The organism is Enterococcus sp. AZ156, from assembly GCF_051714165.1.
GTDB lineage: Bacteria > Bacillota > Bacilli > Lactobacillales > Enterococcaceae > Enterococcus_B > Enterococcus_B pernyi.
This window is the reverse complement of the sequence record NZ_JBIORI010000001.1, coordinates 1,570,698-1,587,855: the sequence shown is the minus strand read 5'-3', so window position 1 is coordinate 1,587,855 and position 17,158 is coordinate 1,570,698. Positions and strand designations below refer to the sequence as shown.

The window sequence follows — 17,158 nt, the reverse complement described above, 5'->3', positions numbered from 1 at the left end:
ACTTACTATTAATAGAGGAGATGATCGATATGGAAATTACGCTGACAAGAAATGCGATGGACATCTTAAAGGAAAAAGCAGGCGAACAATCAAAATTAGCGCTTGCATTGATCAATAGTAAAGATCCTTTCCTTAGAGACAAAGGAGCGTGTGCGAAAGGTAGCTTTTTTCAAATTATCCCTTTTGTTACTGAGTTTGGACTATACGTCACAAAAATCAATCATCCTTCGCTAGAAATCTATACATCACAAAGTGAACAATGCTATTTAGGCAAACATTTGACGATGGATTATGATCATGTATTAAATAGTTTCTCATTGGAAAACGAGATTGCTGTACTAGATCATAACATCAAACTAACTAATTGTTTCTTTAGCTGAGTGCACACTAGAAAGGACGATTCACCATGCTGGAATATTACTTGATTGATGAAAATAAGAAAGTAATAGCCGCAGATGAAGAACATTTTAATTGGCTTGTTATTGATACGAGCGATACTGAGGAAATCGAACAGGTAACTCGAACCTATCAACTCCCTGAAGATATATTTGTCGGTATGACTTATCCAGAAGAGGTCTCCCGCTTAGAACATCTATCAGGAACAAGTTTGAACAACCCGATTTCCTTAGTACTGCTCAACCTTTCAAGTGAAAAAGAAAAAATCGAACGTCGTCTGACACCATTATCTTTCGTCATATCAAATGACTTATTGATTACTTGTCGAGACGAAAAAACCAATTTTATCGATCGGCTGATTGAACATCATGGTAATAAAATCGATTCTTTCGAAAAAGTGATTGTTTATGCGGCATTAGATATTTATACCCATTTTGTCAAAGAACTTCGTGAAATGAAAACGCGTATTGATTCGCTAGATCAAGAAGCACGAAAAACGACAGAAAATGAAGAATTGTATAAGCAGGCTGATTTAGAAAGAGATATTGTTTACATCGATCATACGTTGCGGGATCAAAAAGAGACAATGGACCTCCTCTGGGAGACTCCTGAATTCAAAGAACGTGTCAATGATGAACAGTTGCTTTATGACGTTCGTTTGAGACAACGTCAAACAGAGAAGATGATTTTGATTTATCGCGATCTGTTAGAAAGTATCGGTGATCTGTTCAATGGCATGATGGACAACAATTTGAATCATCTGATGAAATATCTGGATTCTACCGCATTGATCATCTCTGTGCCTGCGATGATCGCAGGTATTTGGGGAATGAACACAGGCGGTTTACCAGGAGAAGATTCAGCAACTGGTTTCCTCTTAGTATTAGGGGGCTCAATCGTTGCTGCTGCTGCTTTAGGGTATCACTTATTTAGAAAAGATTACACGAAATAACCAATATGGGCTTAAACGCCCAAATTTATAACGTCAGTTATGACTAAAAACTAGGAGGATCAACATGACAGAACCAAATTTAATCGACCCAAGAAAACTATATCACACAGAAGAATTTCCAAAACAGGATCAAGAAACTCCGGCTTTGCAAAAGGATATGAAACCTGTACCTGATTGTGGAGAAGAAAGCTATAAAGGCACAGAGCAATTAGCAAATCGCCGTGTCTTGATCACAGGTGCAGACTCTGGTATTGGACGTGCCGCGGCTATTGCCTTTGCACGAGAAGGTGCAGATGTAGCCATTCAATTTTTCCCAGGTGAAGAAGAAGACGCGCAACAAGTGGCCCATTATATCGAAGAAGCTGGACGTAAAGCATTACTATTACCTTATGATTTGCGAGATGAAGCTGCACCAAAAGAAATCATCCAAAAAACAGTGGATGCTTTTGGTGGATTAGACACACTTGTTCTTAATGCGGCGCAACAAATTTCGTCCCCTTCAATTGCAGAAATCCCATTGGAACAAGTAAAAGATACTTTTGCTGTAAATATCATCGCAATGTTTGCACTTGTGAAGGAAGCAATTCCACATATTCCAGCAGGAGGAGCAATCCTTACAACGACTTCAGTCCAAGCATTCAATCCAAGTGAACACTTGTTAGATTATGCAGCGACTAAAGCTTCGATTGCAAACTTCACCATTGGTTTAGCAAAACAATTAGCACCAAAAGGAATTCGTGTCAACGGCGTAGCACCAGGACCAATTTGGACACCATTACAACTAGATGCAGGTCAACCAAAAGAAGATCTACCTGAGTTTGGTCAACAAGCATTGTTGGAACGTGCAGGACAACCAGCTGAATTAGCGCCTGTTTATGTCTTTCTTGCATCCAACAAAGCAAGCTATGTCACAGCACAGATTTACGGTATCACTGGTGGAGAAGCCATTAATCTATAATCAGTGACAAGAAGCTAGGAGGGCGAGACAATGAACAAAGGAGCCAAAACGATAGGAGCGATCTTACTGATCCTTCTGCTGTCTATTTTAATATTTGCAATGTTGCTAAGCTCAGTTTATCCATTGCCGTTTAAGTTAGAAGAATTTCGCTTTTTATCATTAACTAACTTTTACGTACAACAATATGTCTTTTGGGTAACCGCAGCTTTTGCTGTGTTGACACTTATATTGATTCTAGTCTTATTATTCTACCCAAAAACTTACCGTTCATTCTTACTAAAAAAAGGTGATGGCGAGTTAACATTAGACAAAAAAGCAATCGAAGGAATGGTTCGTTCACGATTGACGAAAGAAGAGTTTGTTTCTTCCCCAAAAGTAACGATCAAAGCAACAAAAAATAAAATTGACGTAAAAGTAAAAGGCGAGTTGAAACGTACGTCATCATTAATCGGTAAAACAGGAGCACTGATGACAGACATTGAGCGTGATGTAAAACAAATCATCGGTACAGATGAACCAGTGAATGTCCTGATCAATTATACCGGTTTTGACTCACCACAATCAAAAAGAGTCGAACACTCACGAGTACAGTAAGGGGGAGAGAAAATGAACGAGATCTTTTCGACATACAAGCTCCCAATTATTTGTGGCGCGCTTGGATTGATATTAGCTATTTTACTAGTAGCTGTCGGATTTTTTAAAACATTGCTGATCGTGATTATGGTTGCGCTTGGTGTAGCCATCGGCATGTATTTAAAAAGAACCGGAATTTTAGAACATTACTTTAAATCTTAGGAGGCTTTACCATGGAAAACAATCATTCAAATCAAAACGGAAATACACCGAAATCAGCACATCCAGATCCAACAACACCGAATCAAGCACAAGGGATCAAAGATGAAAAAAATAAAACTGCGCCAGTGTCTGCACATCCAGATCCAGTGGTGCCGCATGTAGAAGAAAAAGTAGCGCATGATCAAAAAGAACACCACGATCATCCACATCATGAAGCAAAAACTCCTGGTGTGCATACTCCAACTCATGAGGCAAACAAACAGAAAAATGAAGTGAAGGGCAGTGAAGAATCGATGAACGGTGAAGTAACTTATGATGACAAAGTCATTCAAAAAATTATTGCGATCGCATTAGAACGTATCGACGGACTATTGACAGTAGACGGAGGATTTTTCTCTAATGTAGCTGGAAAATTAGTCAATACTGACAATGAAACAGCTGGGATCGAAACAGAAGTAGGTAAGAAACAAGTGGCTGTTGATATGTCGATCGTCGTTGAATACGGCAAAGACATTGAAGATATCTTTAAACAAATGAAAGAGATCATCAGTGAAGAAGTAGCGAATATGACACACTTAGATGTCATCGAAGTGAATGTCAATGTAACAGATATCAAATCAAAAGAAGAATTTGAACAAGACCAAGTCACTGTTCAAGACAAAGTAACAGATGCTGCAAAAGCAACTGGAGAATTTGCGTCAGAACAAACAGATAAAGCAAAACATGCAGCAAGCAAAGGAACAGAAAAAGTAAAAGAAAATAACGAGCCAAGAGTACAATAAAATATCTTGGTGAGTCAATACTTTTAATTAAAAAATGAGATGTCGCATTGAAAAAATCGGCTAGACACTATAGGAGGAAATACAGATGGGTTTTATTTGGTCATTAATCGTAGGTGGAGTTATCGGAGCAATTGCAGGAGCAATCACAAATAAGGGTTCTTCAATGGGAATCATTGCGAACGTCATTGCAGGACTTGTTGGTTCAGCAATCGGGCAAGCCTTATTAGGAACTTGGGGACCAGTCATTGGCGGCATGGCAATCGTACCTTCACTGATTGGGGCGATCATTTTAGTATTGATCGTGTCATTCTTTGCACGTAAATTATAAGAATAAAGAAGAAAATTTGCGATAGATGCAAAAATTCTTTTACTTTGAAATAATCGGTAACATTCAATTATCTGGAATTTGATTGAAGGATCTTTACAAGTTGACTTGTTCAACGAAGTGAAGATCCTTCTTTTTTGTTGTCCTTTCGGGGTTCTTGCAAGTAGCTGATTAGAAAATTATTTTCTCACAAAAATCCTTCTTTCAATTACTCCTTATTGAAAGGGAAAAAATGACGTTACGCAAGATGGTGATGACCGATAAACTTGAAGAAGTAAAGATTTTCAATGCTTTTCTAAATGATTTGAAAAAGGAGTGAATAGTAAAAAGACGATTAAAAAACGAAAAATACATAACGTTTTTATAAAAGAGTCATTTGAATTACTACGAACATCTTTTAAGAAAAAAGAAACGACTATCAACAGAGAATGAACCAGACGAAAAAGTTTTTCTCTGATTGTTTGATAAAGGGAGGAAATGATTTGAGAACAAGAAGAAAACTGTTGAACAGTGCTTTGATCCTAGGTTTGACTTTAGGTAATCTCAATGGCTCAGTTGTTCAAGCAGTGACCGCATTCAATGCACTAGGTCCGATTCAAAGTAGACAGGCAAGAACGACTACTAATGAGAGGGAAAAAAAGAATGAGGAAAAAGTAAAAAAAGAAACAACTGAAAAAGAGAAACAACCAGAGAAAGAGCAAACTGACTCGAAGGAAATAAATGAACTAAGCAAAGAGGAGTTAAAGAATCTAAGTAAAGAAGAAATAAAAGAACGGAGTGATTCGTTAGACCAAATATTAAATCCCACCCACGCACAAGATGTACCTTCGTGGATTCCGGATGTAAGTAATCTACGCGATAGGCAATTAGGGGACATGTTGACGGATCGCTTAAGGGATGGGATCAGAAGTAACCTAGATCTGACAGAAGATAACTTAAATATAGGTGATAAAATTATTTTAAGAAATGTTACCCCGATGTACTACCGAACTCCTGGTTTTGCTTATGATGATTTTATACGATATATCGTCGAAGATCTAAGCCCTTTGCGCCGAAATGATCATACTCAACGAGCAGTGTATACGGTGATTGCTGATTCAAAGAGTGGGAACTGGCGAATGCAAGTGACACCTTCATTAAGCGCCTTACATAATAATCTAACAGACGGGGAAATGAATGTTGTCTTTACCCGTTTAAGAATAGCACCGCCTCAAGAAGAAGAATTTGAGATCCGCAGATTCCCATTTTCTTATTGGGGGGAATCGCAAGGAATTAATAATGGGCGTTGGCGATTAGAGAGTAGCTCAGCTAGTTTTACGATTGATTTTTCTGGAACTGATATTGGCAGTATTCGTCTTAATCCAAAATCTGGGTCACTGATTCTGGAACATCAACAGAGTATTCCTGACCCAGAACATTTTGTTGATGCTCACAATACGAGGGGAACGGTACGGTATGAATGGGTAACACAACCTGATACAAGTCAATTAGGTAAGCAACGCATAGAAGTGAGTGTTACTGATCAAACCGGTAGACCTGCTGTCACGCTTCCTATTGAAATCGAAATAAAACCATTGATTTCCGCGACCAATCCTCAAGTGACGATTCGTCAAAATGATCCGAATCCTATGCCGCAAGAGCTATTTACGATTGCTCATGATGGCAGTTATCAACTCACATGGGTAAATACTATCAGTACCGCTAATTTAGGGAATTTCATTTGGCATGCAAGAGTGCGTACCCAAGATGGCAGAGAAGCAACAGAAAGTGTGAATGTGACGATTGTTCCAGATGAAGGATTACAGTTAGAATTAAATCCTGCGGGTGTTCAAAGACTTGGAAGTACAGAGTCCTTATTTTCCGGTAATTTATATAGAGACTTGATCAAGGATGTGACATTCCGAGGAATGCCGGTCGATCGAAATAGTTTACAGTTGATTATGGATGACTCAATAGAGCCAAACTTCAATTTAGTGGGAGAACAACCATTCAGATTAACTGTTCAAGCAAGACGTCCAGACGTGAATGCAACAACTCGAGGCACAATTGAAGGAACAATTAATGTTCGTTGGGAAGATACCATTTTGATGAAGTCTGCCACCGGTCAATCAGCAGGAGCATTCTCTTTACTATTGAGTAATACGAATTCAAATACTATTCCATTAAGGATGACGAGTGGTTTGCCAACAGACATGAATGCACCTGTAGGACCACAGACTGCTCCATTTTCTAGATATTATTCGTTCGAAATTTTACGAAATAATCATGTGATCTATCATCAGGATATCTTAAATAGATCGACTCTGCAACAAGTGATCAATCAATTTGGAAATACGGATAATATTTTTAATGTTCAGTTGGGAGATGTGATCCGAATCCATCATCCGGAGCGATCAGCCAATAGCTCAGTCTTAATGATGAATGAAGAAGAGCATGATTTTACCTATGATACAGAATATGTATACTTTGAAGTCACTTCTTCTGGATTCAAACCAGTGGCAGTCATGGAAGGTGAAGCTGCACAAAAAAACTTTGTTTTGGGAGAGAATACCTCAACAATTGACCCAGGCTCTTTACTTGATAATGTGACGATCAATGGTCGAAGAATCGATAGTAGTCAATATACTGTAGAATCATTGATCGATTTTGATACGAGTACGATTGGTACACGTAAGATGCGTTTGAGGATCAATATGAACGATGGTTTGGCCTCTAATGAAATTGAAGTAGATTATGGTGTGAATTGGGGAGATACTTTTGTCTTAAGAGGACTAAACGAAGCAACAGTTGGTGCGTTTAGTCTCCTTAAAGAAGACGGACGATTTGCACTGCATGCGTCCCAAGGCGTAAGTGGTACGAATCTCGCGGGACCAGTCAACAACCACTTTGGTCGTGATACCTATTATTCAATCGAGATCATGGGAGGAACTAGCTCGAATTATACATACGAAGTAGCCGGTAATTCCACGATCAGAGACGCGATCAATGGCTTCAATAATGGGCAGCCACTACCAGTTGAAAAAGGGAGTGTGATCAAGGTCTACCATGCAGATCCACAAGGTGCTTCGCAAGGGCGAAACTTGCTCATGCAAGACGAATTAATTCGTGATTACACAATTGGTTCAAACTATGCCTATTACGAAGTGACAGATAATGGGTTAGAACCAATTATTGCCGTAGCTGCAGAATCTTCACCACAAGAGTTTAATTTAGGTGATAGTACAGCAGGTATCAATGGAGAAAATCTGATCGATCATATCACAGTCAATGGGGTCGAATTAGCACCGAGTCTATATACAGTGACTCAATTAGAAGAATTTGATACATCCACTGCTGGGAAGAAAAATCTACGCATCCAATTTGAAACAAGGGATGGGGTAGTGTCAAAAGAAATCACTGTCCCTTATGAAGTCAAGTGGGGAAATACAATTGTGATGCGTTCAGCGAATGGGGGAGCGGCAGGTGCTTTCTCATTAAGACCAGGAAGTAATAATTCAGTACGTCAGTTAACGATGTTCCCAGGGATTGATTCGCCACTTAATGAGCAGTTAAGTTCAAATCCTTCCTTGTACTATTCAATAGAAATCATTCGTGGCGATCGAACAGTTTATTCACAAGAAATGCCAGGACGAGCAACTTTACAACAAATCTTGGACAATTTTGGAACGAACCGTACGGTAACCGTTCAATTTGGTGATGTGATCAAAATTTACCATCCGCAACGCTCAGAAAGAAGCTCAGTATTATATGTCAACGAAGAAGAACGAGATTTCACGTACAATTCATCTTATGCATACTATGAAGTGACTGCCTACGGTTTTGAACCAATGGCAGTGATGGATGCTTATACTGCTAATAAAGAACTAGTTTTAGCACAAGATACGACAAGTTTTGAGCTGGGTGAATTGTTGGATAGCGTGACGATCAATGGAGAACCTGTGGCAGAAAATACATATACGATCGAGCGTTTATCTGATTTCGATACTTCAACCATTGGTGAACGAGAAGTTCGTTTGAGAATGGCAATGAACGATGGCTTGGCCTCCGTTGAATTGGAGATTCCTTATGAGGTGAAGTGGGGAAGTACGTTCTTACTGAAAGGCTTAGAAAATGCAACTGTTGGTGCATTCAGTATCATCAAACAAGATGAGGTATCAAAGATCCATGCGACACAAGGGGAACAGGGAACGATTTTAAACAATGCGGTGAATAATGTTTTTGGTCGTGATACGTATTATCGAATCGAAATTTTAGCTGAGCCAGAGCAACCAGAAAGTCGCTTGTTCCCAGATAATATCAAGTACAGCTATGAAGTGACCGGGCATATGACGATCAAGCAAGCAATTCAAGGCTTTAATAATGGGCAACCGTTAGAAGTTAATGAAGGGGATATATTCAAAGTTTATCATGCGGAAACAGAAAATCGTAACTTATTGATGCGCGATAACTTGGTCAGAAACTTTACGGCGGGATCTAATTATGCCCATTACCGAATCCAAAATGGTGAGTTTGAACCAATCACTATGATCCATGCAGAAAAACAAAATCAAAGCTTAGTTTTAGGTGAAGATGCAAGTGGATTGGATGCAACAAAGCTGATCAATGAAGTCCGCTTTAATGGACACCAATTATCTAGTTCGTTATATAATGTGGAACAAATCGATGCGTTCGACACACAAACAGCTGGCCAAAAATCAGTGACTGTTCGCGTATCCACAGCAGATGGTGTCACCGCTACAGACATTGAAGTCCCTTATGAAGTCAAATGGGGCAGCACGATCCATTTAAAGAATCGCCAAAATGAGACAGTGGGTTCATTTGGTTTAGTGAAAAGTGGTCGTCAAATCGAAATCCAATCAATACAAGGATCAGATCGCACGATTTTAAATAATCGTGTGACACAAGTGGATGACAATAATGTGTATTATGGAATCGAGATCATCGGTCAAGATGGACGATCGAAATATCAATATGAAGTTCGCGGAACGCAAACGATCCAACAAGCAATCTCACGTTTCAATAGTGGAAGTGCCTTTCCAGTAGTTGAAGGAGATGTTGTAAAGGTCTTCCACCAAGATGCGAACAACAATATCTTGATGCATGAAGAACAAGAAAGAAACTTCACTTATGGAGGACAGTTTGCTGTTTATAATGTGACAGAATATGGGTTTGAGCCTACAGGGGAGTTAGATGTTAGAACACGAGTAGCTTCTATTGCGATTGGGACAGAAAGAGTCGATCCGAAATCTATGGTTGAAACAGTAAAAGTAAATGGTCGCGAAATTCCAGCCAATTCTTATACGGTTCAGTTACAAGAAGATTCACAAATCGATACATCTGCACTTGGAAGTAACAATATCGTTGGTTTAGATATCCAAGTCAATGAAGCACATGGTGGTTTTACAACAAGTGCTGAAGGAAGATACTCAGTTGTTGAACAAGGTGCAGAAGATACACCAGGTGCTAGTGAAGAGGGTGCTGGAAGTGAGACCGGTGAAAATGGAGAAGGTGGACAAGATGACGGAAGTGATCTTGAAGCAACAGGTAACTTGCCACAAACAAATGCCACTCAAAACACACTTCTCATTGTGCTAGGAACTATGTTACTTGCCTTGGTTGGCGGTATCATCCTCTGGAAAAAACGATCTACTGAAAAAGAGGCCAATAAATAAAATCATTTTATATCCACTTTTTTATTCATAGTAGAAAAAAAGTTTTTAGAGAAGAAAAAAAACCTCTAAAATTAAATATGGGAAACACTCAAAGGAGGGGAAACCCAAATTTGAGTGTTTTTTATTTGTTTGTGAGGTGAATAGAAATGTTGAAGATTTTGTCAAAAAAATTAAAAAGACAATTGAAGTTACTGGAATACTTATTTGAAGGTGATACCTATCGCTTTAACGACTTAGAAAATTTACTTGGTTGTTCAGCCAAAACGTTAAGAAATGACTTGCTTGATATTCATTCTTATGCCAACGATATCAAAATCCAAATGACTCGAGAAGAGGGAGTGAAAGCAACAATTCTACCTCATGTCACGGAAGATTATATCTATCAAGTGATCAAGCAAGAGTCGATTGAATATCGCTACTTGGAAGCTATTTTATTACATAAATTCAAGAATTATCTTGAATTAGCAGACTATTTATTTATTTCTGAAAGTACCTTGCGGCGAATCGTCGATAAAATCAATCCAATGTTACAGAGTTATGATCTGAAAGTACAAGCACTGATCAAACTTGTTGGAAACGATCAAGTCATTACTGAAATGACCGTTCAGTTCTTAATGGAAAAATATCATTATTTTGAAGATGCATTTCCTGCATCCTTTCGGTTGATGGTGACTCAACTTGCGCAGGATTTTGTTGAAGAAAACAACTTGCAACAAGCACTGATTAGTTTGGAACCGCAAGAAGAAAAAATATTTCATTTTTGGATTGCTGCTCGGATATTATTGCTACAAAATGATAATGGGGTAGTTTCGGTTAGTAAAAAACAAAAAAAATTCAAGTACGAAATACTATCAAATAAACGTTTGCGTCTACCAAAGAGCAACGAATTGATTAATGAACACTTGGCAAGTTTTATATTCGATCAAGCATTTATTTTTCAATTATTCGACAGAGGTTCTTTGAATCAAAAAAATCCAATTCTATTTGCAATTGATAGTTTTATCAAAGAAGTGGAAGAAAAATATGGAATTGTGTGCGAAGATAAAAAAAAGATCTTTCGTAAAGTAACTATTTTATTACAACAAAGCACGGTGCCTTTCTCTATAAGTTATCAAAAAAATTCTCTTTTTTTTAAAAATAGTCACTCAGAAATGAATAAAATCCAGCTTCGATTATGGAATAAGTTAAAACATTATGTACATACACATCATATCCTACTAAATGATTTCGAAGAATTTGCGACAACTATGTTTACAGAAATATTATTGTATTGGCCAGATTTAATAAAAAAATTCGAAGATAATAAGCAAGTTCGCGCGTTAGTCATCACCAACTCTACACTAAAATATGACGCCTATTTACTCAGTGAATTAGACCAACAATTGGGTAATCATTTTGAATTTGTTGCTAGAAATAATCAAACCTTGTCCCAAGATTTAATCAATTATGAAAATTTTGATTGTATTATTTCAAATATTACGATTGATAAAACCTATAATATCCCTATATTCGGTATATCCGTCTTTCCAAAAGCGAGAGAGATCCATAATCTGATCAACTTTTATCAAGAATTACTGGCTTGATTACGAATAAAAAAATGCAAGTCCTCCAAATCTTGAGATTATGGAGCTTGCATTTTTATAACACCAAAACTATTTAGATTTCTTGATCTTTTTCAAAGACAAGAAGGTCTCCTGGCTGACAATTCAAAACTTCACAGATTTTATCTAATGTGGTGAAGCGAATCGCTTTCGCTTTTCCAGTTTTTAAAATTGAAAGATTAGCCATGGTAATACCCACTTTTTCACTTAGTTCTGTTACTGACATTTTCCGCTTTGCTAACATTACGTCTAAATTAACAATGATCGCCATCTCACACCTCACACGGTCAATTCGTCATTTTTCTTCAAACGAATTGCTTCTTCCAATATTTTGATCAAGACATTCATTAATACTAACCCAGCAAAAGGTAAGAAAACCAGTGCAAAACCTAATAGCATCAATCCAGGCGCGTCATCCGCATCTGCCATTTGATAGAATTTTGGTAAAATACCAAAAGTACTGAGTGATAAGAAAATCATTACTTTTCGGATATAGCTAACTAAACGATGTGAATGATCAGAAAATGTTTGGTCTTTAGAGATGATTGTTAATAATTTAAAAATGATACCGCCAATAATGATACCTGATAGTAGAGTGGTGAAAATGACTAAACTCAATAGGGTGGTTTGCCAATCTAAGGGGGCATTTGATTCTTTGGTCAGTAACTGAGTACCCAACAACAGACCAAAGAGTCCGAAAACAACACATATTCCGATAGTCGTTGTTTTTAAAAAGCGTGAATGATTTTTCATTTATTTAACCTCCTAATAGAATGTATATATTGATATTCAACTATAATATATCGTTTTTCGATAAAAAGATGGTTGAACGATTGCCTTTTCCGAAGAAAAGGCAATCTAACGAAGCATTGGTGTTACTTAAAACCTCTAAAGAGGCGATTACTCTATATTAACTCTTTCTCATTTAAACAATGTATTCCCTAACCACTAATACATCCTTGTAACCCTTTAGTTACGCCAGTGGGATTAAATTTCATAAAAACAAATTAAGATGTCGTATAACATATGATTCGCAATATATTTATTATAGCACAACATACAATTGATGTAAATAGACTATTACTTCCAGAAAAAATCCTTGGCTGCACCGAAAAAATGAAAAGTTCTACGCAGTTTATTAATCAACATGTAATCCAAAAGACTAGTGAAATGTGCTACAATCTTTTTTGGTGAAAAGGATTAAAACGTTTTTGTTATCGAAAGGTACATAAAATGAAGAAATTAGTCTTTGTCTAAGAGAAATGGGTAATGAAGCAATTCTTTGTTGTTTTTGGTTTGTTGTGCACGTGAGGACTTACTTAAATTAGGGGGATATTTTGTGAATTTAGACACGCTGGAAAGCTTGTTGATTGTCATCGTTCAAACGGCTTGCATCTTTTGGGTGACTAGCTATTTGGAAACGCATTTAAAAAATCGGTATTACGTCATTTTGTCAATCATTGGAATCATTTGCTATATGGCACTTTATTTTTTGATGAATTTTTTTGCAACTGCAGTTTTATGGGCTAGTTTATGTGCCGTAACCTATTACTTCCGGAGAAATATTTATATTGCGCTATTTATCCCTTCTGTCACATTCTGTTTATATATTTTTTCCGATTATATCATCAATTTTAGTTATACGATTCTTCATTTGGTTCTAAACATAAGATTAACTGTGATTCTAGGAACCCTTCTTTTTTTCTTCTTTGCATATATTTTCAAAACATGGTTATTAGAAAAGTGCTACAAAGATCTCTTGACGATGAAAATCAGCGGAATCATCGCAACAGCGACGATTTGTGTCTATTTTTGTCTGGTGGTCATTGAAAGATTTCCAAATTTGCGAATTTATTTGATCGATGCACATGAGCTATTCATGATATTGTATGGGCTGTTGTCAGCGATCATTTGTTTTTCTTTTATTTTCATAAAAAGAACGGAATATGAAAATAGAGAGCAAAAACGTCAAATGAGTTACTTGATCGAATATAGTGAACAAGCTGAAAAAAATTATTTAGAGATTCTAAAATTTAAACACGATTACAAAAATATTCTAATTTCATTGGAAGAGTATATCGAAACTGAAGATTTAACAGGTCTAAAGGATTATTTTAGAAATAGTATCAAAGCGACAGGATCGATTTTTGACCAAGAAATTTTTAGGATGTCTTCGATTTCAAATATAAAAATTCGAGAAATCAAAAGTGTGATCATGAGTAAGTTATATATGGCACACCAGAAAGGAATCCATGTGAGCATTTCTGTGCCTGAAGTGGTCAATCATGTGGAAGTGTCTACGATGGTACTCGTAAGAATGCTGGGGATCATCTTGGACAATGCAATTGAAGCCTCAGAAGAAATTGAACATCCAGAAATTGAACTAGCAATCGTGGCAGACCATAAAGACTGTACATTTATGTTGATCAATAACTGTCCACATGATTTGCCTAAATTACATGATTTAAAGAAAGCAAGTTTTACGACAAAACCCGGTAATTCTGGGATAGGTTTGACAAATCTGGATGAGCTAGTCCAGTTGAATGCAAATGTATTTTTAGATACAAAGATCCAAGATGAAAAGTTTATACAAATCATAACTATATGTGAGGTAGAGGGGTAACTATGTTAAAAATTTTTATTTGTGATGATGAAGAGATCCATCGTAACCGCATCACCAATATTATTAAAAATTACGTGATGATGATGGACTATGATGTGGAGTTCCAACTAGCTGCAGATAACCCGTATGATATTTTATCCTACGTGTCAACTAACAAAACAGAGGGTATCTATTTTTTAGATATCGATTTAAATTCAGATATCAATGGTGTGGAACTAGGAAAGCAGATCCGACAGTATGATCCAACAGCCAAAATCATTTTTGTTACGACTTATACCGATTTTGTCTATCTTACTTTTCTTTATAAGGTAGAGGCGTTGGATTATATAATCAAAGATAATGAAGAACAATTGCAACAAAAAATCAACAGTTGTATTGATATTGCGATCGAACGCTATATGAATACTGCGTTGTCTACCAGGGAACAGATCTGGTTAAAAAGCGGTGCCGTCGATGTAAAATTATATGTGGATGAAATTCTCTTTTTTAGTTCAAGTTCAACACCACATAAATTGATCGTACACTTGGACAATCGCATGATTGAGTATGCGGGGAGAATTAAAGAAATCGAAAAATTAAGTGATTCTTTGTGTCGCTGTCACCAATCGTTTGTCGTCAATTTGGCAAATATAGCAGAAATCAATAAAAAAGAGCGAAAAGTGATTATGACGAACGGGGAAGAATGTTTAGTATCTACCAGATACTTAAAAAAATTAGCTACTCGTTTTGAAAATGAGTTTTCGCCCAAAGCATAAACGCATCGTTTTTTGCACTTTTGACAAAAAAAGAAACACTTTTGATAAAATAATCCATAGATTTATAAAATAGGTATAATAAACTGCGAGGGAGCGTGAAAGATGACTGAAGAGTACATTTCAATAGAGGAAAAATTATCAAAGAAAATAAGTGGACATTTCGCTTCACAATTAGGACTTTCACCGATTGAACAAGCAAAGGTGGAATATGGGTTATCGATCCTATTTGTTGATCTGTTCAAGATGATCGTGATGTATGGTATTGCGTTTCTCTTACATATTGTGGGAGCAGTATTCATCACACACCTTGTATTCATCTCAGTTCGTTTTACCACGAAAGGATTTCATGCAAGTAACAGTGCAGTTTGTACAATACTTAGTGTGCTTTTCTTGGTTGTTTTGCCATGGATCACCGCTTCGCTTGGTTTTGAATCGACTCGTCCTGTGTTTGTTCTCGGAATTCTATTTGTGGGTTTAGGAATATTCGTAAAAGAGCGGACGATCAATCAAGCAAAAGGACCTTTCCGATTAAGAAAAGCGGTTCTTATTATTTTGTTCATCACAACGATCGGCTTGCTTTTACCTAGTGACAGTATTCGTACATATCTTTTGTTAGGTCTAGCAATTGCTATATTGTTGATGTTTATTAAAAATAAAGGGGTAGAGTAAATATGTTAACAAGTCTAAAAACAAAGAAATTACAAATGATGCAGGTTATCTCAACAATGGCGATTGCTATCGCAACTTACGCAATGGGAACGATCGGTGCAGATTGCACATTCGTTATCTACAAACCCAAAATGCCTGAAGCATTAAAAAATGAAATGAATAAATAAAAAAAAAAAAGCGATTTAGAAAAAATCTAAATCGCTTTTTTTTTTTGATATTCATACCCATTCATTTCTTTCGATAATTTTGTAGTAAGAGAACGAATAAAAAGAAAAACAATGATTCCCACAGAGTAGTGGTCCAACTAAATTCTTTAAACACCCCAAAAAATAGATTACCAGCATTGGAAACAATCAAGTAAATAATCGTTATTATAAATGCATATATGGATTTTTTTAGCATATGACACCTCTTTCTAAGAGTAATAGTTTTACTAAATTGAATAACTATTATTCTAACATTTTTCTTTTACTTATTATAAAATATTTTAATGGTTTTTGAAAAGGGTATCATCCTTTATAATAAAACATTAAAACATTTGGTTTGAAAGTGGGGAATGATCGTTTCTTGCTGCATTTTGTCATTTTTATTTTTTATTTTGTAATATAAATGAGCATTATCTTTGCAATTTTTAATCTTGAATACTATCCTTGTAGTATAGCCAGCAAGAAACAATAGAAGTTATATAATAATTGTTACTGTTATTTAAGATTTCTATTCAGGAGGGAGTACCAAAGTTATTTTGAGCCTGCACTTTTTGGTAGCGCTTACTTTAGGTAGGTATTTCTATGGGTTCCTCAAGCGATATACTTGTTGGTCATGTGTTGAAAAATAAAAAATAAGATACTTAGGAGGTGGAAAATGAATAAGGGGGTAAAGATCATCGGTGTAATTGTAAGCATAATTTTACTTTCAGTACTTTTGATCATCGCTCTAGTTAATGCACCATATATCTTACCTGAACAATTGGAACGTTTTCGCTTTTTTACGATAACAAATTATTATATGCAACAATTTATTTTCTGGGCTGCAGTCGTTTTTGCAATTGTTGTCGTTCTCATCTTATTATTTGTTCTTTTCTATCCAAAATCGAAAGGAACCTTCGTATTAAAGCACAAAGATGGAAAATTGACGTTGGATAAAAAAGCAATTGAAGGACTGACTCGTTCGTATCTACACGAAGAAGAGTTCATCCAATCACCAAAAGTCAAAGTACGATCAACAAAACAGAAAATCAATATTCATGTAAAAGGCGATTTAAAACGTACTTCTTCTCTGATTGGTAAAACAGAAATGTTGATGCAAGAAGTGAGAGATCAAGTTGCCAATGTCCTTGGTTCAGAACAAGAGATCAAAGTAGCTGTCAATTATAGTAGTTATCAAGAAGAAAAAGATCATGAAGACAACCAGCACTCACGAGTAGAATAGGAGGGCACACAAATGAAAGAATTTTTTTCACTATATAAGCTCCCTATTATCTTTGGGGGTCTTGGCTTACTATTAGCCGTTTTATGGTTAACAGTTGGATTTTTCAAAACTCTTTTAATATTGATCATGACCGCTATTGGTGTGGGTATTGGTTTTTATTTAAAAGAAACCAAATTGTTAGATGAATATTTCAAATCATAGG

17 protein-coding genes are annotated in these 17,158 nt (G+C 36.4%); 15 read left to right on the top strand and 2 right to left on the bottom strand.

From position 1 onward, the window contains the following. Positions 1–29: 29 nt before the first annotated feature. From IGJ95_RS07590 to IGJ95_RS07550, 9 genes are all read left to right on the top strand, one after another. Positions 30–380: an iron-sulfur cluster biosynthesis family protein gene (locus tag IGJ95_RS07590; RefSeq protein WP_023519736.1), complete on the top strand. Its 351-nt coding sequence runs from the start codon at positions 30–32 to the stop codon at positions 378–380. 26 nt (positions 381–406) lie between these two features. After that, positions 407–1,348, top strand: coding sequence for a magnesium transporter CorA family protein (locus IGJ95_RS07585; RefSeq protein ID WP_023519735.1), 942 nt, complete (start codon positions 407–409; stop codon positions 1,346–1,348). 64 nt (positions 1,349–1,412) lie between these two features. After that, positions 1,413–2,306: an SDR family oxidoreductase gene (locus IGJ95_RS07580; RefSeq protein ID WP_023519734.1), complete on the top strand. Its 894-nt coding sequence runs from the start codon at positions 1,413–1,415 to the stop codon at positions 2,304–2,306. A 30-nt stretch (positions 2,307–2,336) separates the two neighbouring features. Continuing rightward, positions 2,337–2,900 (top strand): alkaline shock response membrane anchor protein AmaP, encoded by a 564-nt coding sequence (gene amaP / locus IGJ95_RS07575; RefSeq protein ID WP_153829805.1) that lies wholly within the window; start codon positions 2,337–2,339, stop codon positions 2,898–2,900. Between the two features lie 12 nt (positions 2,901–2,912). Further along, complete coding sequence (locus tag IGJ95_RS07570; protein WP_010735369.1) at positions 2,913–3,101, top strand: DUF2273 domain-containing protein; 189 nt, start codon at positions 2,913–2,915, stop codon at positions 3,099–3,101. A gap of 11 nt (positions 3,102–3,112) precedes the next feature. After that, a complete protein-coding gene (locus IGJ95_RS07565) occupies positions 3,113–3,883 on the top strand; it encodes an Asp23/Gls24 family envelope stress response protein (protein ID WP_010735370.1) in 771 nt (256 codons plus the stop codon). A gap of 85 nt (positions 3,884–3,968) precedes the next feature. Next, positions 3,969–4,211: a GlsB/YeaQ/YmgE family stress response membrane protein gene (locus IGJ95_RS07560; RefSeq protein WP_153829806.1), complete on the top strand. Its 243-nt coding sequence runs from the start codon at positions 3,969–3,971 to the stop codon at positions 4,209–4,211. 479 nt (positions 4,212–4,690) lie between these two features. Continuing rightward, entirely contained in the window at positions 4,691–9,880 is a 5,190-nt protein-coding gene (locus IGJ95_RS07555) for a putative mucin/carbohydrate-binding domain-containing protein (RefSeq protein ID WP_438761666.1), read from the top strand. Between the two features lie 146 nt (positions 9,881–10,026). Further along, positions 10,027–11,463 carry a helix-turn-helix domain-containing protein gene (locus tag IGJ95_RS07550; RefSeq protein ID WP_153829808.1) on the top strand — a complete coding sequence of 479 codons (1,437 nt, stop codon included), beginning with the start codon at positions 10,027–10,029 and terminating at the stop codon, positions 11,461–11,463. A gap of 73 nt (positions 11,464–11,536) precedes the next feature. On the opposite strand, the gene IGJ95_RS07545 is transcribed toward IGJ95_RS07550, so the two are convergent. Both IGJ95_RS07545 and IGJ95_RS07540 read right to left on the bottom strand, forming a co-directional pair. Further along, the gene (locus tag IGJ95_RS07545) at positions 11,537–11,752 is read right to left on the bottom strand and encodes a helix-turn-helix domain-containing protein (protein ID WP_010735376.1); all 216 of its coding nucleotides are present in this window, start codon (positions 11,750–11,752) and stop codon (positions 11,537–11,539) included. A gap of 8 nt (positions 11,753–11,760) precedes the next feature. Beyond that, positions 11,761–12,234, bottom strand: coding sequence for a DUF2975 domain-containing protein (locus IGJ95_RS07540; RefSeq protein WP_010735377.1), 474 nt, complete (start codon positions 12,232–12,234; stop codon positions 11,761–11,763). Between the two features lie 586 nt (positions 12,235–12,820). Here IGJ95_RS07540 and IGJ95_RS07535 point away from each other — a divergent pair. The 6 genes from IGJ95_RS07535 to IGJ95_RS07510 all read left to right on the top strand — a co-directional run bounded on the left by IGJ95_RS07535 (position 12,821) and on the right by IGJ95_RS07510 (position 17,157). Continuing rightward, complete coding sequence (locus IGJ95_RS07535; RefSeq protein ID WP_023519726.1) at positions 12,821–14,104, top strand: GHKL domain-containing protein; 1,284 nt, start codon at positions 12,821–12,823, stop codon at positions 14,102–14,104. A gap of 2 nt (positions 14,105–14,106) precedes the next feature. Further along, a complete protein-coding gene (locus IGJ95_RS07530) occupies positions 14,107–14,859 on the top strand; it encodes a LytR/AlgR family response regulator transcription factor (RefSeq protein ID WP_023519725.1) in 753 nt (250 codons plus the stop codon). Positions 14,860–14,961: 102 nt separating this feature from the next. After that, positions 14,962–15,528: an accessory gene regulator B family protein gene (locus tag IGJ95_RS07525; RefSeq protein ID WP_137072478.1), complete on the top strand. Its 567-nt coding sequence runs from the start codon at positions 14,962–14,964 to the stop codon at positions 15,526–15,528. A 2-nt stretch (positions 15,529–15,530) separates the two neighbouring features. Continuing rightward, complete coding sequence (locus IGJ95_RS07520) at positions 15,531–15,695, top strand: cyclic lactone autoinducer peptide (protein ID WP_023519723.1); 165 nt, start codon at positions 15,531–15,533, stop codon at positions 15,693–15,695. A 694-nt stretch (positions 15,696–16,389) separates the two neighbouring features. Then, a complete protein-coding gene (gene amaP, locus IGJ95_RS07515) occupies positions 16,390–16,956 on the top strand; it encodes an alkaline shock response membrane anchor protein AmaP (protein ID WP_010735384.1) in 567 nt (188 codons plus the stop codon). A gap of 12 nt (positions 16,957–16,968) precedes the next feature. Then, positions 16,969–17,157, top strand: coding sequence for a DUF2273 domain-containing protein (locus IGJ95_RS07510; protein ID WP_010735385.1), 189 nt, complete (start codon positions 16,969–16,971; stop codon positions 17,155–17,157). Position 17,158: the final 1 nt, after the last annotated feature.